22 protein-coding genes and 1 riboswitch are annotated in these 22,917 nt (G+C 29.3%); of the genes, 3 read left to right on the plus strand and 19 right to left on the minus strand.

Annotation, left to right across the window (positions count from 1 at the left end; translation table 11 throughout):
• Positions 1 to 149: 149 nt before the first annotated feature.
• Both M2214_RS13075 and M2214_RS13080 read right to left on the minus strand, forming a co-directional pair.
• Positions 150 to 1,298, minus strand: coding sequence for a PucR family transcriptional regulator (locus M2214_RS13075; protein WP_248479337.1), 1,149 nt, complete (start codon positions 1,296 to 1,298; stop codon positions 150 to 152).
• 63 nt (positions 1,299 to 1,361) lie between these two features.
• The gene (locus tag M2214_RS13080; RefSeq protein WP_248479344.1) at positions 1,362 to 1,805 is read right to left on the minus strand and encodes a GNAT family N-acetyltransferase; all 444 of its coding nucleotides are present in this window, start codon (positions 1,803 to 1,805) and stop codon (positions 1,362 to 1,364) included.
• A gap of 161 nt (positions 1,806 to 1,966) precedes the next feature.
• On the opposite strand from M2214_RS13080, the gene M2214_RS13085 reads away from it, so the two are divergent.
• Positions 1,967 to 2,818 carry a patatin-like phospholipase family protein gene (locus M2214_RS13085; protein ID WP_248479346.1) on the plus strand — a complete coding sequence of 284 codons (852 nt, stop codon included), beginning with the start codon at positions 1,967 to 1,969 and terminating at the stop codon, positions 2,816 to 2,818.
• 21 nt (positions 2,819 to 2,839) lie between these two features.
• Here M2214_RS13085 and M2214_RS13090 read toward each other — a convergent pair whose 3' ends face one another.
• Complete coding sequence (locus M2214_RS13090) at positions 2,840 to 3,376, minus strand: TDE2712 family protein (protein ID WP_248479361.1); 537 nt, start codon at positions 3,374 to 3,376, stop codon at positions 2,840 to 2,842.
• A 146-nt stretch (positions 3,377 to 3,522) separates the two neighbouring features.
• Between M2214_RS13090 and M2214_RS13095 the strand changes: the two genes are divergently transcribed.
• A complete protein-coding gene (locus M2214_RS13095; RefSeq protein ID WP_248479370.1) occupies positions 3,523 to 4,587 on the plus strand; it encodes a 4Fe-4S dicluster domain-containing protein in 1,065 nt (354 codons plus the stop codon).
• 81 nt (positions 4,588 to 4,668) lie between these two features.
• Here the strand turns inward: M2214_RS13095 and M2214_RS13100 are convergent, their stop codons facing one another.
• The 11 genes from M2214_RS13100 to pflB all read right to left on the minus strand — a co-directional run bounded on the left by M2214_RS13100 (position 4,669) and on the right by pflB (position 16,172).
• Positions 4,669 to 5,088: an EamA family transporter gene (locus tag M2214_RS13100; protein ID WP_248479372.1), complete on the minus strand. Its 420-nt coding sequence runs from the start codon at positions 5,086 to 5,088 to the stop codon at positions 4,669 to 4,671.
• Between the two features lie 160 nt (positions 5,089 to 5,248).
• Positions 5,249 to 5,908, minus strand: a complete 660-nt coding sequence (locus tag M2214_RS13105; protein WP_248479374.1) for a YczE/YyaS/YitT family protein — start codon at positions 5,906 to 5,908, stop codon at positions 5,249 to 5,251.
• Between the two features lie 52 nt (positions 5,909 to 5,960).
• On the minus strand, positions 5,961 to 6,905 hold the full coding sequence (locus M2214_RS13110; RefSeq protein ID WP_248479375.1) for a hypothetical protein: 945 nt from the start codon (positions 6,903 to 6,905) through the stop codon (positions 5,961 to 5,963).
• Between the two features lie 106 nt (positions 6,906 to 7,011).
• A complete protein-coding gene (locus M2214_RS13115) occupies positions 7,012 to 8,121 on the minus strand; it encodes a glycosyl hydrolase family 8 (protein WP_248479377.1) in 1,110 nt (369 codons plus the stop codon).
• Between the two features lie 248 nt (positions 8,122 to 8,369).
• Entirely contained in the window at positions 8,370 to 8,705 is a 336-nt protein-coding gene (locus tag M2214_RS13120) for a rhodanese-like domain-containing protein (protein ID WP_248479379.1), read from the minus strand.
• Positions 8,706 to 8,740: 35 nt separating this feature from the next.
• The gene (locus M2214_RS13125; RefSeq protein ID WP_248479381.1) at positions 8,741 to 9,064 is read right to left on the minus strand and encodes a thioredoxin family protein; all 324 of its coding nucleotides are present in this window, start codon (positions 9,062 to 9,064) and stop codon (positions 8,741 to 8,743) included.
• Positions 9,065 to 9,310: 246 nt separating this feature from the next.
• Complete coding sequence (locus M2214_RS13130) at positions 9,311 to 10,390, minus strand: TolB family protein (protein ID WP_248479383.1); 1,080 nt, start codon at positions 10,388 to 10,390, stop codon at positions 9,311 to 9,313.
• An 86-nt stretch (positions 10,391 to 10,476) separates the two neighbouring features.
• Positions 10,477 to 11,955 (minus strand): sensor histidine kinase, encoded by a 1,479-nt coding sequence (locus M2214_RS13135; RefSeq protein ID WP_248479385.1) that lies wholly within the window; start codon positions 11,953 to 11,955, stop codon positions 10,477 to 10,479.
• Entirely contained in the window at positions 11,945 to 12,808 is an 864-nt protein-coding gene (locus M2214_RS13140; protein ID WP_326521599.1) for a response regulator transcription factor, read from the minus strand. The genes M2214_RS13135 and M2214_RS13140 overlap by 11 nt, the downstream gene beginning before the upstream one ends.
• 342 nt (positions 12,809 to 13,150) lie before the next feature.
• Positions 13,151 to 13,897 (minus strand): pyruvate formate-lyase-activating protein, encoded by a 747-nt coding sequence (pflA, locus tag M2214_RS13145; RefSeq protein WP_248479387.1) that lies wholly within the window; start codon positions 13,895 to 13,897, stop codon positions 13,151 to 13,153.
• A 46-nt stretch (positions 13,898 to 13,943) separates the two neighbouring features.
• Entirely contained in the window at positions 13,944 to 16,172 is a 2,229-nt protein-coding gene (gene pflB, locus M2214_RS13150; protein WP_248484871.1) for a formate C-acetyltransferase, read from the minus strand.
• Between the two features lie 69 nt (positions 16,173 to 16,241).
• Positions 16,242 to 16,330: riboswitch (ZMP/ZTP riboswitch) on the minus strand.
• A gap of 344 nt (positions 16,331 to 16,674) precedes the next feature.
• On the opposite strand from pflB, the gene M2214_RS13155 reads away from it, so the two are divergent.
• Positions 16,675 to 17,931 (plus strand): ammonium transporter, encoded by a 1,257-nt coding sequence (locus M2214_RS13155; protein ID WP_248479389.1) that lies wholly within the window; start codon positions 16,675 to 16,677, stop codon positions 17,929 to 17,931.
• 552 nt (positions 17,932 to 18,483) lie between these two features.
• Here M2214_RS13155 and M2214_RS18195 read toward each other — a convergent pair.
• The 5 genes from M2214_RS18195 to M2214_RS13175 all read right to left on the minus strand — a co-directional run bounded on the left by M2214_RS18195 (position 18,484) and on the right by M2214_RS13175 (position 22,907).
• On the minus strand, positions 18,484 to 18,609 hold the full coding sequence (locus M2214_RS18195) for a hypothetical protein (protein WP_256466682.1): 126 nt from the start codon (positions 18,607 to 18,609) through the stop codon (positions 18,484 to 18,486).
• A gap of 116 nt (positions 18,610 to 18,725) precedes the next feature.
• A complete protein-coding gene (locus M2214_RS13160; protein ID WP_248479397.1) occupies positions 18,726 to 19,748 on the minus strand; it encodes a methylcobamide:CoM methyltransferase MtbA in 1,023 nt (340 codons plus the stop codon).
• 16 nt (positions 19,749 to 19,764) lie between these two features.
• Positions 19,765 to 20,433, minus strand: a complete 669-nt coding sequence (locus tag M2214_RS13165) for a corrinoid protein (RefSeq protein WP_248479400.1) — start codon at positions 20,431 to 20,433, stop codon at positions 19,765 to 19,767.
• 40 nt (positions 20,434 to 20,473) lie between these two features.
• A complete protein-coding gene (locus M2214_RS13170; RefSeq protein WP_248479402.1) occupies positions 20,474 to 21,799 on the minus strand; it encodes a Na+/H+ antiporter NhaC family protein in 1,326 nt (441 codons plus the stop codon).
• A 34-nt stretch (positions 21,800 to 21,833) separates the two neighbouring features.
• Positions 21,834 to 22,907: a uroporphyrinogen decarboxylase family protein gene (locus tag M2214_RS13175; protein WP_248479404.1), complete on the minus strand. Its 1,074-nt coding sequence runs from the start codon at positions 22,905 to 22,907 to the stop codon at positions 21,834 to 21,836.
• Between the last annotated feature and the right edge of the window lie 10 nt (positions 22,908 to 22,917).

Genomic DNA, 22,917 nt, shown 5'->3' on the forward strand with positions numbered 1-22,917 from the left:
CCTCCTTGTGTTTTTCTATACTAAAAAAGAGAGAAACTCGTTTATTTTTCTCTCTTTATATCTATATTCAATTATTCAGTTTTTAAATACATTTTACCTTTGTAATTTTTCACAAGAAATGAGCCTATTTTTGTAATTTTCACATTGTTTTATAGATCACTTTCTAGTATTTTATATATCTTTACAGAAATAGATAATTGTTCATTAAAGCTTCCCTCTAAATTGTCCATTCCCAATATTTCCTTCATCTTGTTTATTCTATACCTTATAGTATTTCCATGCTGAAACATAGAATCCGCTGTTTTCTTTATATTACAATCACACTCTATATACTTTATTGCAGTCTCCAAAATACTAGAGTTAAATCTTTCATCATAAATTTTCAAAGGCATTATTATACCTTTATAAAAATTCTCTACCCATACAGTATCTATAAAAGGCATTATCATCTTGTATATTCCCGTATCTTTATAATAAATTTTTTCATCTTTTTCAATCACATTATACTTCATACAATATATACTTTCTTTTATAGCAGTGTTTATATCTTTTAAAGAATGATGATCACTAATTGCTATGTAATAATCTTTTTTATTTAAATTAATAGAATTTAAATAATCATACAAACTAACCTTAATATTTTTTTCATAACTGTATATAACAAGTATTCCCATCTTATATTTCAAAATAGACACGCCTATACCTATCTGGTTAAATTTTTTAATATTTCTTATTATATCTATAATATTTTCTTCACTTAAATATTTTCTGGGTCTACAATATGATACAGCTACATTTTCATTGAAAGAGCTATTTATTTCAAGAGCTAGTTGTCTTATAACTCCCTTGCTTAAATCTGAATTTATTATTACATCGATTTTACTTTCAATCAATATGTGATTATCTTTATTTCTTATAATATCCATAATGTCTGTTATTACATCTTCACACATAATATCCTTGTCAAATATAAATATTGGCAATGAGTTTTCATTAGCATAATCTATTATTTGATCAGGTAAATCATCATAATATACATTTTTTATAGCAAGAGCCCCAACAAAGTTTTCAACCAATAAATCTATGGATTTTTTTACAAGATTTATATCATCTTTAGCAAAGAAAAAGCTAGTAATAACAAAATCTCCTCTATTAAATAACCACTCAAAATTATCTATAACCTCATATTCTAATATTCCAACCTTATCTATATCATTATCAAGTCCACTAGCTCCAGCTATTAGTCTAAATTCTTTGAAATTATCAAGTTTGATTATTTCCCTTACTTTAACTCCCATACAATTCCTCCCTTTTAACTCTATTATATTAAAAAAACCCGCTATCTAACAGCGGGTGTATAATTACTTACTATAAAGCATCTCTACATGCTCAATTCCATCTTCCAAATAAACATCTGATACTTCTTTAAATCCTACGCACTTATAAAAATCAACTAAGTATCTTTGTGCAGATATCCTTATAGATTTCTCATTTAATTTTCTGTCTATAAAATCAATAGCTATTAACATCATTTCTCTAGCTAGTCCTTTTTTTCTTCTATCCTTCGATACTAAAACCCTTCCTATAGATACCTCATCATAAGATATTCCCTTAGGTATTATTCTTAAATAGCATAATATATCTCCATTATCTTCTAAGAACAAATGATATGACTTTTCATCTTTTCCATCACAATCTTGGTAAGGGCATTCTTGCTCCAAGACAAAAACTTCACTTCTCATTTGTAAAATTTTGTATAACTCTTTTATGTTTAATTCTTCAAACTTTTTCAATACCCAGTTCATAAATATCCCTCCCCAACAATACATAAACCGTTTTTCATATTAAATATCAATAAACATACCTTTTTATTCCATAGAACTAAATATTTATATTTAATATATTATATTTTTTATCAAAAAGCAAATAATATGTATATTATATAGTAACAAAAGAAGGTGATTTTATGGAAAATATCGGTTTAGTGTTGCCGGGTGGAGGCATGAGAGGTGTTTATACTTCAGGTGTCATAGATTTTTTTATAGAAAAAAATCTAAGGTTTCCTTATACCATAGGAGTGTCTGCTGGAGCGTGTAATGGATCTGCTTATATATCTAGTCAACATGGTTTTGGGAAAATATTCTATACTAAGTATTTAAACGATAAGAGATATCTAAATTTGAGAAATTTATTTAGACATGATAAACCAGTTCTTGGAATGGATTTTATATTTGATGAAATGCCGAACAAACTGGAACTGTTTGATTTTGATTCTTTTAATAAGGCGCCAGAAAAATTAATTATAACTGCTACTAATTGTATAAATGGTGAATCTGTATATATAGATAGGCACAATTGTGATGATTTATTAAAAGCTATAAGAGCTTCTTGCAGCTTACCTTTTGTCAGCCCTATTGTAGAGTATTCCGATATGCAGCTTTTAGATGGAGGCCTTTCCGATCCAATACCTATAAAAAAATCTCAAAATGATGGAAACAGTAAGAATATAGTAGTTCTTACTAGTGATCATGAATCAAGTAAAAAACCTAGATATATAAAAAGACTTGCTAAAAAGTTTTATCCAGACAACAATACTCTAATACAAACTATAGATAATTGCTACGATATATACAACGACTCATTAAAGTATGTTAATGAACAGCAAAAAGATGGCAAAGCCTTTGTTATAACTCCAAGCCAATCTATAAAGTTGAATACACTAGATAAAAATCATAAAAATATAAACAATTTATATTCCCTAGGATATCAAGACGCTTCAAACTCATATAACCAGATGATAAACTACATCAAAAACTAAAGGGGACTACAAATGTAGTCCCTATTTAACCATTTCTATAAGCTTTTCCTTCATAAAATCTTTTATATCCATATCTTCTATCGTAACCTTAGATTCATCAAATAAGTCAGGCTTTACTCTAAAGAAATTTACTATAAGCTTGTCATCCTCTATCTTATATACCTCATGATTCCATGGTACAAATACAACCTCAAGCTCTTCATAATCAGAATTATTATTTTCATTCAACTCGTCTACTATAGAATCTAAGTTTAAAACCTTAACAGGAGATACCATCATATTAGTATACTCTAAATCCTCCATCATCCACATATTGTTATTCCAGAATTTTCTAGATTTTTTATTTGTAGTATTTAATAACTCCACATTTGATATCGCACTTAGAACTGTTCTAACTTCTTCATCAGTAAATTCACTATCGTATACAAGCTTCATATCATCATACTGAGATATATCATTTATGTACGCTTCTCCAACTTTCTCTTTTTCACTTGTCGCTTGCCAGAAATAAAGCATATTCTCTATAACATCTAATTTAACCTTTATTCTTTTGATCACAATAACGCCCCCTTAGTTTGAATTTTCTGCACCTTAATTATATTACATATAACAATTTTATACCATATATTATTAGTAAAAATATGTAACTGTATAGTATACTTAAGTTATATGACTTTATTCTTTCAAAAAGGGGGACAACTTTTATGAGAAGAGTTGATGAAAGAGACACTATGTTTGCAAGAGCTAATTACCAAAAGGGGTCAAACGCTTATGAAGATTATTATATGAAAAACCCAGATAAAAAATCTATTGATGACAGTATAAGAAGTAGGCCAAATCTGTGTGAAGAAGGAAGTATGACTTACAATGAACTGAATAGTGCTATTCCACAAGCTTCATTTCAATTTTTAGGAGATATAATTCACTTATGTGAAGGTAAGGTAAACCCTGAAAAAACTGTATGTAGTAAAAAAGTAATAACTAAAAGAATAAAAGGTCTTGCCAAAAAATACGGTGCAAAGTTAGTGGGCATAACTAAACTTCAAGATTATCATTTCTATACTCATAGAGGAAGACACGAAGAGGACTATGGAGAAAAAGTAAATTGCAACCATAAACACGCAATAGTATTTGCATGTGAAATGGACAAGGATATGATAAATAGAGGTCCTATGATATCAGAAGTTATAGAAACATCAAAATGCTATGTTGATACAGCTATAGTAGGTATGATGCTAAGTTATTACATAAGAAATTTAGGATATGACGCTCGTAATCATATGGATTCTAACTATTTATTAATGCCAGCTTTAGTTGCTAAAGATGCAGGCCTTGGTGAAATAGGAAGAAATACAATACTAACAACAAAAGAATATGGTTCTAGAGTAAGACTTGGAGTTGTAAGCACTGACTTGGAACTTGAAATAGATGAACCCATATCATTTGGACTTGAAGATTTTTGTCGACTATGCAAAAACTGCGCCTTTACATGTCCATCTCAATCTCTATCTAATGAGACCGAAAAAATTAGTGATGATAAATTAAACTGGATTATAAACCAAGAAACCTGCTATATAAAGTGGAGATATATAGGAACAGACTGCGGTATGTGTATAGCAAGCTGTCCTTTCAGTCAAGAAATGGAATCCATAAAAAATATAGGTACATTTAATAACAACGAAAAATTAATAGGGGAAGTACTAGGTGAATTTAGAAAAAAATATGGAAAAAGACCATTCGTTCCTGGAAATCCAGATTGGCTACGATAATTTCCTTATAAAAAATGAAGCTTATTAAATTTAATAAGCTTCATTTTTCGCTTAGACATATAAATCCCTATTGTTTTAAAATCACTTCTTATTCATAAGAACAAGCCCTAAAACACTTATACATATTCCCAATACATTAATCATAGACAATCTAGTTTTAAAAAAACATATACCTATAAATATCAGTATAATAGATGTTATAATATTTACAAATAAAGGTACTATATTTATACTCCATCCACTTCTATAAGCCAGTAAAAAACCTACCTCTATCCCAAATATTGCAATCCCTAGTGTATAACTAGCCCAGTTTAATTTTTTAAATTCTAACATAATATCTTTGTTTTGAAAAATAAAGATAGATAATATAGATGCTATAAGTGCAACCGAATAAGTTCCTATCATAGACACTGCTGGATTTACACTTTCATTTATATATTTACAGCATATATGGTATAGAACGCTCGTAGATATAACTACTATAATTGAAAAATAATACATTACTTAATTTCCTTTCTAAGTCTAATTTTTATTTTTAATATATGTTATTATAGCATTTTTTCCAAGTTTATAACTTAAACTCAAAAACTAAATAACTAGTAAATTTTATAATAAAAACGATATGAACTATAGAGTCCATACCGCTTTATACAAGTATATTTTATTTTTTTAAAGCCAAATTCTTTGATACCAACCTATAATCCTCTAAGATAGATCTATGAACTACATCATTTGTATCAAACTTAAATAATTCAAATATCCACTGTATAGCATACCCTATTCCAAATACATAAATTACAGTACCTATACCAACAGGCGCTCCAAGCATAATACCTATAATCAGAGCACAAGCCTCTATAAAATTCCTTACAAATCTAACAGATTTTCCTGTTTTTTTAACCATAACTACCATAAGACCATCTCTTGGTCCTGTTCCAAGCTGAACTTTCATATAAAGATAAGTTCCAAACGCCATGAATATAATACCTATAACCATCATTATAATGCCTTTAAAGGTATTATCACTCATAGGTATTATGTTAGAATTATTTATTATATCTGTAAATACACCTATAAGGATCATGTTTGATATAGTAGCCCATCCTGGTATTTGTCCCATAAAGGTAGTAAATAATACTATTGCAATACCTGTAACTATTTGTATATTACCAAGACTCATTGGTATATGCTTTATAACTCCTATATGAAAAGCATCCCAAGGTCCAAGCCCTATATTTGCATTCACTTCCAGTATAATTCCTATTGAACATACTATAAAACCAAATAATAACGTCATAATCGTATTTATACATTTTTTCATAGTTTCATCTCTCCTGTGTCATTATGTCCAATAATTATACCACATCTTAAATTTATTTTGTTAGCTTAAGAACTATTTGACTATATTTTTCTTCAAAATCAACTTCAAATTCTTTAAATATATTTTCAACTAACTCTAACATATAGTCTTTTGACTTAGTTCTATACCTAAAACCAACTCTGTGTCCTATTTTTTCTTGTTTCTCATCTTTTACTGAAAAAGGTAGTACAATATTAATCTTTCCTTTGAACTCTTTTGTCAATTTATATATCCCTTTATAAAGATTTGTTAAATTATCATCATCGAAAAATTCTGCAAATCCATTGCATGAAACTATTAAGTTATCAAACCCCTCAAAATCCTTCTTATATATTTGTTTATCAAAATAATCAAATACAGATGTATTGTATCTAATTATCTTAGAATCTTTACCAAACATTTTTGAAGCTAAATTTTCATTGTTTTTCAGCCATTTTTCATCTATATCAACATTAACTATTCTATAATCTAAGCTACTTTCAATCCCTTTCATTATTCTTTCAACCTCAAGGCTATCAAATCCACCGCCACAGCCTATATCTATAAATGCAAAATTTTCTTTAATATCAACTACATAATTATGCAAAGCATTATTTACAAAATCGACAACAACATCTCTTCTCCAATTGATAGGAGCAGCTACTGTTTGAAGTATTTTTCTATCCAATACTTTACTCAAACCACTTCCATGAGGCTTATTTAATAGGCAATAAAAAGTAACCTCTTCCGTTCCAGGTCTTTTGCACATTATATTGGAGCATGTACTAAGCTTAGTAAGTAACCTACCTAAATATGTAAGTTCATATTTAGGCTTAGGAAGACACTTATCTTCAAAGCTACTTAAAAATATTTTTTCTTCTTCAAATTTATAGTAAAACTTATTATCTTCAGCAACAATATTATCCCATACTTTTTTTTGATTATTTACGAGTTCCCAACAACTTATAATTTTCTCCATGTTCATTTTCCCCTTTTATAGTAACTTCTACTGATTATAGCATATATTCTCATATTATTATATATTTTACTATAACTGTAGAAAAACTCAATAATAATTCTTTAAACTAATTTAGAATCGAAGAAGAAACCAAATATTGCAAATTATCAAATGAATACACCTCTTTATTTCTCTCATTTCCAAAACACCCATACAATTCTGAACCTGACTCTATAATTCGGAATTTTTCACATTGGTCCAAAAACAACTGTGCTTTTTCAAAATCTTTACATATATAAAACAATCTCGCAGTTAAAGCATATAATGCTGTAGATTCAGTACTTGTGGATGGTTTAAAGTCTTTACAAGAATATAAAGTATATAATTTATTATATTTTTCAAACTCGTCATATATCCACTCAATATCCTTATATTCAATAATATTTTCTTCAGCTAAATGAATAAGAGTATACATATTCTGTATTAAATCTATCTGTTCTTCATTTGAATATCTTTTATCTAATAAATTATATTCATAAGCATAAAACGGTGTATTATCTATTTTAGAGTTCAATATTATATTAATGGAATTTTGATAAATACCATTCCACCTTTTATCAATACTTTTGAGTCTATTTATAGTATAAATATCTAAATAAGAAATCGTAATTGCATCAGACTTATATCCGTATTCTATATCATAAAAATCAATAGGTATGCATCCTTTTGTATTATATATTAATAAAGCATCAGAAATATCTTTAATATATTTCATATATATCTTATCATTCCATTTATCATGTGCTCCAATCAAAGCTCTAAGTATTCTAAAATCATCTATAAGTGCATTTGAATTAGATATATAGTTATTTCCTCTTATTTTCCAAGCAAAAGTATTATTTTTAAGTTTCATCTTATCAAATGAAAATTTCAATACTTTATCAAATCCATCCTTGTTATCTCTATTCAACAAATATAAAAGAATTAGTCCTTGAGATTCAGATAGAATATCCTTACCTTTTGCAATGTCTTCATTTGAATTTAAAAAATCCAAATAATTTGTATATATGGCTGTTTCATTATTTGACATATTTTCAAGTAAAAAGTTTAGAGTTACTCTTTCTTTATATTGAAATTTATTATATTTAATTTCAGTAGTTTGCACTTCATAATGTACTGCTTTTGTAATAAGTACACAAAGACACAACAAAATTAAAAATAAAACTAACTTTTTCATATTAATTACTCCCTTGAAATATACTTATATACTTTATATCATACTAAGTGGTCTTTAATCTTTCTATTAATTACTATATGCTGTAAGGAAAAATACTAATACCAGATTATAAAACTAGAATTTTATGGTGTAACAATATATAGTAATCTATATTACTTGAATGGCAAACTTTTGTATATATTTAAAAACCATGGAATCCTCCATGGTTTCTATACATTAAAAGCCTTTACTTATCATTTTTATTTAACTTATTTTTTAACACTGTGCATCCCTCTACTTAAGTTATATATCTTATTGAACCCTGACTTACTAAGTATATTTGATGCTCTTCTACTCCTAGCTCCCGATGCACAGTACACTAAAATTGATTTATCTTGATATTTTTTTATAGAATTAATTTTTAATTGCAGATCATTAATAGGTATATTTTTCGCCTTTGGTATATGACCTGATTTATATTCATTTAATGTTCTAACATCTAATATAAGCATATCTTTATTTTCTTTTATTAATGATTCTGCTTCTTCCCCCTTTATGTTTTTAAAATTAGACTTTTTACCAAATAATCTTTGTATAAAATTCATAGTTCTAACTCCTCTTTTAAGATTTAAATTTAACCTTAGTAAAATAATTCATAATATCTTTTTATATTATTATCAATTTCTTCTAAGTTAATATATCTAGCTTCTCTTATTGATTCCTTTCCTTGAATAAATACAAGGATGGCAGGTATGGTAAAAATATTAAACTGAGCTGATGCTTCTAAATTTTTATCTACTTCTATTTCTACTAATTTTATCTTAGGATATGAATTTAACATTTCTCTTACTCTAGGTTTGAGTATATTACATACACCACACCCTTCATTCCCAAAATATATTAAAACTATATCATTTTCTTTTATCAAATTATCAATAATATCTTTTTTATATAATTTATCCATTAATCTATAACCTCTTTTTTATTATTCTATTCTTTATATTTATATATTATAATATAGTGATATTTAAAGCAAGTTTTTAATTTATAAAAAAGTTCTTCTCTTAAGAAGCTTAAATGTAAACTTTTTTGAAACTCATAACGGAATTTATATTTATCTACAATTTAAAGAAGAATATAATTTCCTATTCGTTATAAAAATAAGACAGTTTCAAAAATATTTTGAAACTGTCTTATTTTTATATTCTTATTATTTTAATGTAGTCACATAAGTTACACATGTATTCTTATTTTCTTTTCGTTTTACACTAGACACTGCTAATTTTTTACTGGATGGACTCCACTTTATTTGGTCTGCAATTTGATCTATGTCTGCAGATATTTGTGTTATTTTCTTTGTCTTAATATCGGCTATAAATAATCCCTTTTGACCATTTTCCATAGTCATAATCGTATAAGCTACCTTTGATTGGTCGGGAGACCAGCTTGTGCCAAAAATCTGCGTTCCTTCTGCTAATGTATATTTTTCATTTCCTTCTAAATCCGTTAACATCAATTGTCTTTTTTCTCCTAAGTTTTTCACCATCATAAATTGCGTTTTATCTGGAGAAAGTACTATATCCCATATACCTTCCTGTAGTTGTTTTGTTTCTTTTGTATCCATATCAAATACCATCAGATTCCATGCACTTAAATAATAAACTTTACTTCCTATTTTTATTGGCTTGTCAATAAATTGTCCATCACTGCTTGTTAAAAGTTCTGTAACTTTACCATTCACATCAGCTAAGCAAACTTTTCTATTATTCGTTGCAAATATTACTTGGTTATTATCAACCCATCTGCCTTCTCCAAAAGATATACCTTCATTTTGTGTAACTTTTACTTTATTCTTTCCTTCTGCGTCTACAATAAATCCTGTTCCAAAGGTTTCTAGAGCTTGAACATAGAAAATATGCTTTTTATCTGGAGAAAAAATCCCATTAGAATGATGATAGTCCTCTCCAACAAGAAGCTTTTCATTTTTATTATTTAATTCATATAAATGTAGGTTTTGAGGATACATATCACCACTCTCTGTTTGAATAGTTTTTAGATTTTTATTATCTTTTGTCATAATTATTGTATCTTCATTAAGCCAGTCACTAATTCTTACCCCTTCATACTGATCAATCTTTTTTAATGCTACTTCATTATAAACCGTTTCATTTTTATTCTCAAGTACCGTTATATTCTTTTTAGGTTCCTCCTCAGTTTTGGAAATACATCCCACAACAGAAACCATACATACCATACTCATCATAACTGCAATCAATTTTTTTCTAATCATAATTTAATCCTCCAATCTTTTTTCATTTTTATAATACAAAATCATTGTTTCTAAAATATATAAACTTGTTTCTAAAATGTAAACTTTTATCCGAAAAGAGGAAAAGATATTAAAAAAGTACTTCCTTCTTTTTCTGTATTTAATAATTCAATCTTCCCCTTCTGTTTTTCTACCAATTCCTTTACAAGGGTCAACCCTAATCCAGTTCCTCCTGATTGTCTAGATCGATCTTTATTTACAGTATAAAAAGGCTCAAATATTTTTTCTCTAACTTCCATAGGAATACCTATTCCCGTATCCTTTACTTCAATGCAAACATTTTTACCTCTAATATAGTTTTTTATTATAATCTTTCCACCAGGTTCATTATACTTTATGGCATTATCTAAAAGATTAATAAAAATACGCATGAAGCATTCCTTGTCTCCTATAATTACTGCCCTGTGTAATTCTTCATACAAACTTATTCCAAACTTTTCTGCCTTTCCTTTCATACGCCCACAAATATCTTGTAAAACTTCCTCCACTTGAATTTTTTCTGACTGCATTTCAAAGTCATACTTTTCAAGAGATGCCAAACGAAGAACCTTTTCTACCATGTCATACAATCTCTCTGTTTCCTTTTTAATGTTTAACATTCCATCTTCAAGAAGTTGTTCATCATCTTTATACATCTCTATCAAATCCACATAAGCCTTTATTACCGTAAGAGGTGTTTTAAATTCATGAGTAACATTTCCAATGAACTGTTGTTGCTGCTGTTCCAGTATTTTTAATTTTTCTATTGCTAATCTTAATTTTTGCTGCTCTTCCTTCATCCCAATGATGTTTTTTTCAATTTTACAACTCATATAATATATTCCTTGGCTTAAATCCCCTAGTTCATCTTTTCTTTTTAGTAATGTTACTTCATCAAATTTGCCCATTTTGATTTTTTCTATTGTTTTTTTTAACTTCACAATGACTTCTACAAATCTTTTATTATAAAAATAAGCTATAGTAAAACTAAATATAAATATACATATACCTATACGATACAAAAGATTTTTTATATTTTTATAAAAATTAATACTATTTTTTAAAGAATAATGGAATTGAACAACACCTATTTGCTCATTTGTATCATACAAATAATCGTTAATATGAATAGGTGCTAAATAATAAAGGCTATCTCCAGTAACTTCATAAGCAATTTTATCCTTCAGTGTAAAAGATAATGCATCTAAAGTATCTATTTCATTAATGAAAGGAGCAGAATCTCCTACATTTTTTCCAGCTATATCATATAATATTACATGCATTCCACTCATGGTCCCTAACTGCATAGCAATATCTCTTCCACTTTTTTGAAAAAACTTTTTGGGATCTTCTTTTGTTCCATCAGTCAGATAGACTTGTCTAATATAAACATTTGCAATTTTTGCCTGCTGCATCAAATAATCTTCATATTGTTTTTTCTGGTATTTTTCAATCCCATGAAGTACTAAAATACTAAGCACACTTACCGTTAATAATAAATGAACTCCTAAAAAAACACTAGATTTCAGCTTTATACTAAGTTTCATCCACTTCACCCACCGATTTATATCCTATACCATAAACAGTTTGAATTATATCTTGATAAGGTTTACCTAATTTTTTTCTTAACCTTTGAATATGAATATCTACAGTACGGGTTCCTCCTATATACTCCATTCCCCATATCAAATCCAATAATTCATTTCTTGTATATACCCTTTCCATATTTGAAAGTAAAAGAAATAATAAATCAAATTCCTTAGGTGTTAAGTCTAAAGTATCTTCATTAAGCAGTACTCTTCTCTGCTTTGAAATTACAATCAAATCTTTTATCTTTATTTGTGTTATTTCTTCATTCCTTTTTTTCTGAAGTCTTCTTAAAAGAGACTTTACTCTTGCCCCTAGCTCTCTTATGTCAAAGGGCTTCGTAATATAATCATCCGCTCCTAGCTCCAATCCCAATACCTTATCTACAATGTCATTCTTTGCTGTCAGCAAAATGATTCCTAATTCTTCTTTTTTTTCTAATTTCCTGCATACTTCAAACCCATTTATCTTTGGCATCATTACATCCAAAATAAGCACATCAGGATGAAAATCAGCTATTTTCTTTAATGCATCTTCTCCATCATAAGCAACCTCAACCATATATCCTTCTCGCTTAAGTGAATATGAAATGGCATTCACAATACTTCTTTCATCATCTACCACAAGAATTTTTTCCATATCTTCACCTTCTTTATCCTTTAATTTTCTATACGATAAGCTTTTTACATGCTGGTGCTTTTTTGTATTATCAAACTTCACTTCATATAATATACTTCTTTCTTTCAGTAAAATCAATAAATTATTATATGATCTTGCTGATTTCAAAAGTTCATATTCCATTTCAAATACCATTACAATACAACTTTTTGTATCAAAACCAAATGCAACTATTGGATTTTTTGATGTGAAAACAAAGGAATATCATTCAAATGATTTTATAAGAGACTACGAGATACCAGTCTTACTGGAAATATAGAAAGAGAATTTAATGAAGATTTGGGGATAAATGTATATAAAATGTAATAAAAAATTCATTTAATGCTAAAAAAAGAGTAATAATATTATTACTCTTTTCTTAAAAATTTATTTGTTAAACTACTGCAACCATATCTGTATTAAATTATTAGAAATTAGAAATCTTTAAACCTAGTTATCTATTTTAAATTTAGTTATTGATCTCAATTTTTCGTATTTTTATGAAGCCTTTCTTTCTTTTATTGTCACTCCGTATTGTTTAAATATTTTACTTGCTTTTTCAACCTCTTCAAAAGTTGCGTCAGGAATTCCTTTTAAAGGATAATCATATCCAAGCTCTTCCCACTTAAATTCTCCCATTGAATGATAAGGAAGTACTTCTATATTTTCAACATTTCCAAGAGTTGAAATAAACTTTGCAAGTTTTTTAATATCGTCTTGATTATCTGTAATCCCAGGAACTAACACATATCTTATCCAAACAGGTATATTTCTTTTGTCTAAATATTTAGCTAAATTTAAAGTTTTATCATTATATACTCCTGTTAAATCTTTAAAAGATTCTCTATCTATATGCTTTATATCTAAAAGAACTAGATCAGTATAATCTAAAATAGGATCTATAACATCTATATCTACAAATCCAGAAGTATCAACAGCTGTATGAATGTTGTTAGCTTTAGCTTCTAGTAATAATCCTTTTAAAAATTCTGGTTGAAGAGTAGGCTCTCCTCCTGACACAGTAAGTCCTCCTCCAGAAGTTTTCATGAAAGGGATATATTTTTTCATATCATCTATAAGTTCACTTATATTATATTCTGTACCACCTTGTGTATTCCAAGTATCTCTATTGTGACAGTATTTACATTTTAAAGGACAGCCTTGAGTAAATACTATATATCTTATTCCTGGACCATCAACAGTTCCAAAAGTTTCTATAGAATGAATTCTACCTTTAACTGACATAAAAATCCCCGCCTTTGACATATATATTTTTCCAGATGTATTTAAATTACATTTTTCCGTGGAATGTTCTGTTTATAACATCTAATTGCTGTTCTCTTGTTAATTTTATAAAATTAACTGCATATCCAGATACACGGATTGTAAGCTGAGGATAGTTTTCTGGATGATCCATAGCATCAAGTAAAGTTTCTTTGTCAAATACATTAACATTTATATGATGTCCTGATTGAATAAAATATCCATCAAGTAAGAATGCTAAATTATTTATTCTTTCTTCTTGACTTTTTCCTATAGCTCCAGGAACAACGGTAAATGTGTAAGAAATACCATCTTGAGAATGCTCATATGGAAGTTTAGCAACGGAAGATATAGAAGCTAAGCATCCTTTTGTATCTCTTCCGTGCATTGGGTTTGCACCTGGTGCAAATGGTTCTCCAGCTTTTCTTCCATCTGGAGTGCTTCCCGTTTTCTTACCATAAACTACATTTGAAGTTATAGTTAATATTGATTGAGTAGGCAAAGCATTTCTATAAGTTTTATTTTTTCTTATTTTATTCATAAATCTTTCTACTAAATCATTAGCTATTAAGTCAACTGCATCATTATTATTTCCAAACTTAGGAAAGTCCCCTTCAGTTTCAAAATCAACAGCCATACCATTTTCATCTCTTATAACTTTAACTTTTGCATATTTTATAGCTGATAAAGAATCAGCACATACAGAAAGTCCTGCTATACCACAAGCCATAGTTCTTAATACATCTCTATCATGCAAAGCCATTTGAGCCTTTTCATATGAATACTTATCATGCATATAGTGAATTACATTTAATGTATTTACATATAAATTAGCAAGCCAATCTAAGAACATATCGAATTTTTCCATAACTTCATCGTACTCAAGATATTCAGAAATTATAGGTTGGAATTTAGGACCAACTTGAATTCCTTTTTTCTCATCTTTACCACCATTTATAGAGTAAAGAAGTGCCTTAGCAATGTTACATCTAGCTCCGAAAAACTGCATTTGTTCACCTATTTTCATTGCAGAAACACAACAAGCTATTCCATAATCATCTCCCCAATATGATCTCATTAAATCATCATTTTCATATTGAATAGAGCTTGTATCTATAGAGACCTTAGCACAGAATTTTTTGAAGTTTTCTGGAAGATTTTTAGACCAAAGTACAGTTAAGTTTGGCTCTGGAGCAGCGCCTAAAGTATATAAAGTATTTAATATTCTAAATGAGCTTTTAGTAACAAGTGTTCTTCCGTCAACACCCATACCACCTATTACTTCTGTTACCCACGTTGGGTCCCCAGAGAATAAATCATTATACTCAGGAGTTCTTAAGAATCTAACCATTCTAAGCTTCATAACGAAGTGATCCATTATTTCTTGAGATTCTTCTTCAGTTAAAACTCCATTTTTTATATCTCTTTCAAAATATATATCAAGAAAAGTAGATACTCTACCTAAACTCATTGCAGCTCCATTTTGGTCTTTAACTGCTGCAAGGTAACCAAAGTATGTCCATTGAACAGCTTCTTTAGCACTTTGAGCAGGTCTGCTTACATCAAAGCCGTATTCTGAAGCCATTTTAATCATTTCTTTTAAAGCTTTTATTTGCTCAGATATTTCTTCTCTTAGTCTTATAGTTTCTTCATCCATTGACATAACATTTAAAGATTGTTTTTGAGCTTCTTTATCTTTTATTAATCTATCTATACCATAAAGAGCTACTCTTCTGTAGTCTCCTATTATTCTACCTCTACCATAAGCATCTGGAAGACCAGTTATTATACCGACATTTCTAGCTGCTCTCATTTCTGGAGTATAAGCATCAAATACTCCATCATTATGAGTTTTTCTATATTTAGTGAAAGCTTCTTTTATAGAAGGATCCAGTTCATATCCATAAGCTTTACATGAATTTTCAACCATTCTTATTCCACCAAAAGGCATTACAGCTCTTTTAAGCGGGGCATCCGTTTGAAGTCCAACGATCGTTTCTAAATCTTTATCTATATACCCTGCTTTATGAGAATTTACAGTTGAAACAATTTTAGTATCAACATCAAGAGTTCCACCATTTTGAATTTCTTGCTTAATTAAATTTGAAACCTTGGCCCATAATTTTTTAGTTCTATCTGTAGCTTCAATTAAAAATGTTTCATCCCCCTCGTAAGGATTATAATTTTTTTGAATAAAATCTCTTACACTAATTTTTTTAATCCAAACCCCTTCATTAAATCCTTTCCATTCTTCCATTAACATAAAAAATACCTCCTTGACATTAGTTACTTGTCCAGAGGTGTACAAAAAAAGACCGCCTGGACATAGTAGTGCCCAGGCGGTCGGCTTATTTAATCTAAAACCACATTCCCTCGTAGTTAATTCTACGCAATCCGCCAGTCATGTGATCTTTTTAATTTTTTATATTTAATATATTTTAATCTTATCATTATGTTGATTTACCGTCAATATAAAAAAATAAAACTACAATAAAGAGTATATATCCCCCTATTTTTTTACCTTCATGTCTATCATTGTAATTTTTTAGTTTAATTTATACAGTAATAGTGTTATTATAAAAACATACGAGAAAAATAACATTTCTGTATATTTATATCGTACTTCTTCGTTAATATTATAACATATAGTCAAACAAAATCATCAGGAGGTGTAATTTATAGTTTTCTAATGGTAAATATAATGAAAATTGACGATATAGAGAAAAACATTTACTTAAACGCCAGGAGGAGGAAAACGTATGCCACAAGAACTAAAAATACAAAAACATGATGTCTCATCAAAATCAGCTCCAAGTAAAGGTATACTTATATTTTTTTTAATTGCTATAGTTTCTATCGGTCTTGCTTTTATTCCTGCATTAAATAACAATGTTGCAACTGGTATAGCTAATGTTAATGTTAACAGTAGTCATACATATAATTCTTCAACAGAATATGGAACAATCCTTAATATATTACAATATGGACGATCTATCCATATTCTTGCAATGTTATTGGTTGGTTTTGGATTTTTAATGGTTTTTATAAGAAAACACGGTTTCAGTTCTATTACAGCTACATTTTTGGCTGTTAGTATTTCAATCCCGTTGTACATGTTGATTAAAAGTTTTGGTGGTGAACATTTTGCAATGTCAACTATCGATATTAGAACTTTTTTATTTGCTGAATTCGCTGCTGCTAGCCTTTTAATCGCTATTGGTGCTCCGCTTGGTCGCCTTAAAATGGATCAATACCTATTAATGGGCTTATTATTTATACCAGCATATATATTTAATGAGTGGTTAATTCTTGAAAGTGGTTATTTTCACGGATTTCTTGATACAGGTGGTTCAGTAGTAATCCATGCATTCGGTGCATATTTTGGACTAGGTGTAGTTAGCAACACAATTTATAAATTTAAAGATGAGCCAACTTGCGAAAGTGATTCTGTAAGCAATCAATTCTGTCTTTTAGGAAGTATGATTCTTTGGATATTTTGGCCATCGTTTACCAGTGCAATTGTTGCACCTGAAAGAGTCGTTCTTACTGTAATTAACACAGTCTTTGCACTTTGCGGTGCAACTTTAGCAACTTATATTTTTTCAAGAATCATTCGTGGTAAAATAGAAATTGAAGATATTGCAAATGCTGCTTTAGCTGGTGGTGTAGCCATTGGATCATTATGTGATACTACTACACCAGGTTATTCAATGCTAATAGGAATTGCCGCAGGAGCCATTAGTACAATTGGATATAGCATACTTGCTCCAAAAGTAGAAAAACTAATCAAAGGTACAGACAGCTGTGGAATCAATAACTTGCATGGAATGCCAGGTATTTTAGGTGGTATTACTGCAATCTTTGTTACTGGAAATACAGTTATTCAATTAGGCGGGATTATAACTACAGTTATAATTGCTTTTGTTAGCGGTAAAATCACAGGTTCAATACTCCCTCTAATTGGTAAAAAAGAGGTTATCTATAGTGATGAAGATGAGTTTATAACAAATCACTAAAAATACATTATATTTTAAAGCGCGAGTAAGATTTTACTTATCTTACTCGCGTTTTTTAATCAATAGTCATTCCAATATACCACTTTAACATATAAGTATATGTCTAAAAAATTTACTATTTTCTAAATTTTTCTTTCAAGCAATATAACCTAATTTCATAATATCCAATTCTTATTTAGCATTTCTCACAACTACCCCACAACCTTCACATGAATTTATGATGAATTAAAATTACGAATGACCTTATACTGATATAGAAAAGGCAATGCATATTATGAAGAATATTCAAAAATATTCTTTAGGAGTTCAGGTTTGTAGTTTGATATGTCTATATGGATTTATACAGGATCTATTCAGTAGATATATAGTATTGGGACTTGTTTTTTTGATTAGATCAGATTTAGTCTTTAATATTATGTCATTTGATCGTAGAATAAATTTCAGAAAATTATTGTTAGGTAATATGTCTTCAATTGTTGCCATTAGTGTCATGTTCTTCTTTGCGTTACTTTCTTTATTCTTTGAAAGACCATTTTTAATTTTGCATTTTCCTCATATTCCTTTTCCACCACATGGAGTTTCAATTCCTATATTATTTTCGTGTAATATATTTAAAAGTGTGTTTCCTAATTCGAATCTATATTTTTTGCTAATTCCATTAATACCCAAATAATACATGCTTGTATTACATCACTTTAAAAATTAATTTGATAAAATTTTAGTGCTCTCCAGTATTAAAAATTTCTACTAGACAGCACCACAATCTAAAATAACATTATAAATAAATATATAGTTTACTTTTTATACATTTTAGCTGCTTCAACAATTGCTTGAATATTTTCAAGCTTAGTTCTTGGACCTATACCACAAGCTGGAGATAGTATATCTACTCCATTCTCTAAGCATATATTTGAAATACTTTTTAACTTTTCTGGAGTATTATTCTCTAAAGCAAATGTGCTAACATTACCCATAAAAACCTTATTCGTTACATTCTCTACTACTTTAGTAACACTTGTAATCGAATCAAAGCTTATTGCATCACTATTTAAAATATTAAGTTCATTATAAATACTTTTTAATCTTCCACATATATGAATAATAGTTCCTTTATCTTTAATCTCCCTTAAAGAGTTAATAATTTCATTTAAATATGGAACTGCAAATTCTCTAAATATTTTAGGTCCTAATAATTCACCTGTTCCACTAGGGTCTGAAATAGTTAGTACATCTGCCCCAGCTTCTAATTGAGCTCTTCCAAATTCAATAAGATTTTGTGTAACAAATTCCATAAATTCATGTGCTTCTTTCGGTTTTTTTCTAAGTTGTTTATAAAATATTGTTGGCTCCATTAATGAAGATGCTAAACTTATGGGCCCTGTTAAATTTGCTATTATAGGTACATCTTTATCTTTTTGTTTTAATATTTTTATAGCATCCAAAACAACCTTAGATCTTCCTTCATTCAAGTTGATACTTTTTAATTTTTCCCAATCAGTAACAGACTCTATAGGATACTCTATAACTCTTGGTTCATTAACCTTAGTTCCCATATATACTTTAGCTCCCATAGCCTCTGCTTCAACAGTCATGCAAAATGGTACTCCAAAGTTTTCAAATCCTTTATTTTCATAAATCCCTTCAGTTAAATCAGCCATCATTTGAGCATCAGTATGTGCATTAGGCCATGTAACACCTGTAATATCCATTACATCTTCTATAATCATATTCATCATCCCGCCTGGACAAATACAAGGTGGACGATCAACTTCATTTCCTTTTAATGTATTATATAATCTCTCTTTTGGGGTAAGCATATTATTACCTCCTTAATTAAGCACTTTTTAAGTTTTTTAGGTTTTGTACTAATTCTTTTGCTAGTTTAGCCGCTTTAGATGCCTCTCTAGCGTAACCATCTGCTCCAATTTTTTTAGCATAGCTTTGTGAGATAGCACCTCCACCAACCATAACAATTACATCTTCACGTATATTTTCTTGTTTTAGTAACTCAATAACTTCTTCCATATTTTCCATAGTAGTTGTCATAAGTGTAGAAAGGCCAATTAAACTTGCTCCTACTTCTTTTGCTTTATTTACAAACTCTATAGAAGGTACATCTCTTCCCAAATCATAAACTTCAAACCCTGCAGTCTCTAACATAATCTTAAATAAGTTCTTTCCGATATCGTGTGTATCTCCTTCAACAACACCTACAACTGCTTTATATTTTTCGTTGGTAGAATCCACTTTTATATTTGATTTTAAAATGTCTATCCCAGCATACATAGCGTCCGAACAAATTAATAGCTCTGGTATATAGTATTCTTCCTCTTCATACAGCTGTCCAGCTTCTTCCATACCAACAGCTAATCCGTCTCTTATTCCTTCATATCCATCAAAATTATTTTTTACATATTCTTTAGCAACTTCTTCTACTCTTTCATCTTCCATATCTACAACACAAGAGCATAATTCTTTTAACAACTTCTCTTTTAGTTCCATATTTTTTGCCCCTCCTTCTTTTACTATACTCTATCAATAATTAAGCAATATTTTCTTCTGCACTGTTTTTGCTTTTTTTCAATTTAGGGAACCCTAAATATATTGATAATATCCCAAATACACCTGTTAATAGTGGATAATATAAGTATTTCATGATCTCAATTGGTGTAATAGATGCCACTCCAGCTGCTACTAATAATTGAGCCCCATATGGTATAATCCCTTGGCAGCAGCAAGCAAAAATATCTAGTAAACTAGCTGTTCTTCTTGGATCAATATCATATTTTTTTGATATATCTTTTGCTAAAGGTCCTGCCATTAATATAGAAATAGTATTATTAGCTGTACTTACATTTACTAAACTAACTAATGCTGCTATTCCTAATTCTGCACCTTTTTTAGTTTTCATTTTACTAGTTATTAAATTTAATAAGTAGTCAATTCCTCCGTTATACTTAATCAATTCAACTGTTCCACCAATAATTATGATAGTTACTGCTAAATCTTCTAAATTTCTCATACCTGTAGCCATGGCTTGAAATAATCCATATATCCCAAAATCTCCATAAACAATACCAATAGCTCCCGAAAAAATAACTCCCCCTGCTAAAACCAACATTACATTCATTCCAGATAAAGCTGCTATAAGAACTCCTATGTAAGGTAATACCTTCACGATTTCATATGGATGAGCCCCACTTATTTGAGTTTGTTCACTCGGCGTTAAAACCCATAATAAAGTCATTGTAATTATTGCTGGTAAAAGTACAATAAAAAAGTTCATTTTAAATTTATCTGCCATTTTACAGCCTTGAGTTCGAACTGCAGCAATTGTTGAATCTGAAATCATAGATAAATTATCACCAAACATTCCTCCACCAACTACTGCTCCTAATGCTAGTGCAACAGGAATTCCTGTGCTATCCGATATTCCTACAGCAATCGGAGCCAATGCAACTATAGTTCCCATAGAAGTACCCATTGATAATGATATTAAGCATGCTATAAAAAACACTCCAACAATTAATAAATTCTGAGGTAAAAATGATAACCCTAAGTTAACTGTTGACTCTACCCCACCTATTTCTTTTGCAACTTGTCCAAAAGCTCCCGCTAAGATCAGGATAATGTTCATAAGTATAACATTTGTTTCTCCTGCGCCTTTACAGAAAATCTCGACTTTCTTTTCCATACTGTCTTGTCTATTCATAAATAAAGCAACTGCTGCTGATATAGTAAAAGCAACTATAACAGGCATTTTATAAAAATCTTTTGTAATAACTCCAGTTCCTATAAAAAGAAGTAAAAATACTCCTAAAGGTAGTAATGCTAAAGGATTTCCTTTTTTAAAATTATTATTTGTCATTAAAATTTCCCCTTCTGATATAATATTTTTTATTTTATAATTCCTTAATATTAATAGGATATCTACCAAATATTCTAGCAGCATCCATAAGAGCTATTATTTTATCTGGATCTGTTCCTATAGGAACATCACATCCAGTACTTAAAATAAATCCTTTAGGACTATCATAAGCTTTACGTATACATTCTTTAGCTGCATTATATATATCTTCTCTTGTTCCTCTCATTATTGCCTCTATAGGATCTACATTACCTATTAAGCATACTTTATCCCCATATGCTTCCTTAAGTTCACCTATATCTTCTATGTTATCTAAACTTAAGTTGCTTATTCCTATGTCTACCATATCTCCCCATACTTTTTTTGTTTTACCGCATATATGAAGAGTAGTTCCACTTCCTCTTCTTTCTATAATTCTATCCATACATTTTTTTAAGTATGGCTTTGCAAATTCTCTAAATTTCTTAGAACTAATCATAGTACAAGATGCGATTGGCTCCGCAAGACTTGGACTTAATCCTAAGTCACATACTGCATCAATATAATTTATAACACTTTGAGTTGAAACTTCTAAAAGTTTATGTGCCATCTCTGGATTTTTAGTCAAATCTTTTAAAAATAGTTCTGTTCCTCTTAAGAAAGCTGCAGTAGTAAAAGGCCCTCCAACAGAACTACCTACACTTACTTCATGACTAATCTTTTCATTAGTTATTTTAAGTGCTTCTAAAAAATATGATATTCTTCCATCCTTATAAGGGTCTATAGGCTTTAATTTATTGATTTCATCATAACTATTTATAGCTGGCTTCCCTATGTACGGAGTATTATTTTCTGGAAAAACGACTTCACTCCCCATAGCTTCTGGTACCCCTTGAAGTCCTGGTCCGAATCCAATACTATCAGGTCTAAACTTTTCAAAACTTCCAACAGCAACATTCACAAGTGCTTCTATTGAATGATTGTACTCTCTTATAGAGTGTCCAAAAATAGGAGAACAGCTTTCTCCTAAGAATGGACAACAAGGAATTCTATCAATTTCTTTCCCTTCAGAAAACGCTTGCATCCTTTCTATAGGAGTCATTTCATCAGGTTTTATAATATAGCTCATTTAAAATCCT

The sequence above is a fragment of the Tepidibacter aestuarii genome, assembly GCF_934924865.1.
Lineage (GTDB): Bacteria > Bacillota > Clostridia > Peptostreptococcales > Peptostreptococcaceae > Tepidibacter_A > Tepidibacter_A aestuarii.

Coding starts and splice junctions, on each gene's coding strand:
- M2214_RS13075 (WP_248479337.1), bottom strand. CDS start 1,298: ATGGGAGTTAAAGTAAGGGAAATAATCAAACTTGATAATTTCAAAGAA.
- M2214_RS13080 (WP_248479344.1), bottom strand. CDS start 1,805: ATGAACTGGGTATTGAAAAAGTTTGAAGAATTAAACATAAAAGAGTTA.
- M2214_RS13085 (WP_248479346.1), top strand. CDS start 1,967: ATGGAAAATATCGGTTTAGTGTTGCCGGGTGGAGGCATGAGAGGTGTT.
- M2214_RS13095 (WP_248479370.1), top strand. CDS start 3,523: ATGAGAAGAGTTGATGAAAGAGACACTATGTTTGCAAGAGCTAATTAC.
- M2214_RS13100 (WP_248479372.1), bottom strand. CDS start 5,088: ATGTATTATTTTTCAATTATAGTAGTTATATCTACGAGCGTTCTATAC.
- M2214_RS13105 (WP_248479374.1), bottom strand. CDS start 5,908: ATGAAAAAATGTATAAATACGATTATGACGTTATTATTTGGTTTTATA.
- M2214_RS13110 (WP_248479375.1), bottom strand. CDS start 6,905: ATGGAGAAAATTATAAGTTGTTGGGAACTCGTAAATAATCAAAAAAAA.
- M2214_RS13115 (WP_248479377.1), bottom strand. CDS start 8,121: ATGAAAAAGTTAGTTTTATTTTTAATTTTGTTGTGTCTTTGTGTACTT.
- M2214_RS13120 (WP_248479379.1), bottom strand. CDS start 8,705: ATGAATTTTATACAAAGATTATTTGGTAAAAAGTCTAATTTTAAAAAC.
- M2214_RS13125 (WP_248479381.1), bottom strand. CDS start 9,064: ATGGATAAATTATATAAAAAAGATATTATTGATAATTTGATAAAAGAA.
- M2214_RS13130 (WP_248479383.1), bottom strand. CDS start 10,390: ATGATTAGAAAAAAATTGATTGCAGTTATGATGAGTATGGTATGTATG.
- M2214_RS13135 (WP_248479385.1), bottom strand. CDS start 11,955: ATGAAACTTAGTATAAAGCTGAAATCTAGTGTTTTTTTAGGAGTTCAT.
- M2214_RS13140 (WP_326521599.1), bottom strand. CDS start 12,808: ATGGTATTTGAAATGGAATATGAACTTTTGAAATCAGCAAGATCATAT.
- pflA (WP_248479387.1), bottom strand. CDS start 13,897: ATGTCAGTTAAAGGTAGAATTCATTCTATAGAAACTTTTGGAACTGTT.
- pflB (WP_248484871.1), bottom strand. CDS start 16,172: ATGGAAGAATGGAAAGGATTTAATGAAGGGGTTTGGATTAAAAAAATT.
- M2214_RS13155 (WP_248479389.1), top strand. CDS start 16,675: ATGCCACAAGAACTAAAAATACAAAAACATGATGTCTCATCAAAATCA.
- M2214_RS18195 (WP_256466682.1), bottom strand. CDS start 18,609: ATGTATTATTTGGGTATTAATGGAATTAGCAAAAAATATAGATTCGAA.
- M2214_RS13160 (WP_248479397.1), bottom strand. CDS start 19,748: ATGCTTACCCCAAAAGAGAGATTATATAATACATTAAAAGGAAATGAA.
- M2214_RS13165 (WP_248479400.1), bottom strand. CDS start 20,433: ATGGAACTAAAAGAGAAGTTGTTAAAAGAATTATGCTCTTGTGTTGTA.
- M2214_RS13170 (WP_248479402.1), bottom strand. CDS start 21,799: ATGACAAATAATAATTTTAAAAAAGGAAATCCTTTAGCATTACTACCT.
- M2214_RS13175 (WP_248479404.1), bottom strand. CDS start 22,907: ATGAGCTATATTATAAAACCTGATGAAATGACTCCTATAGAAAGGATG.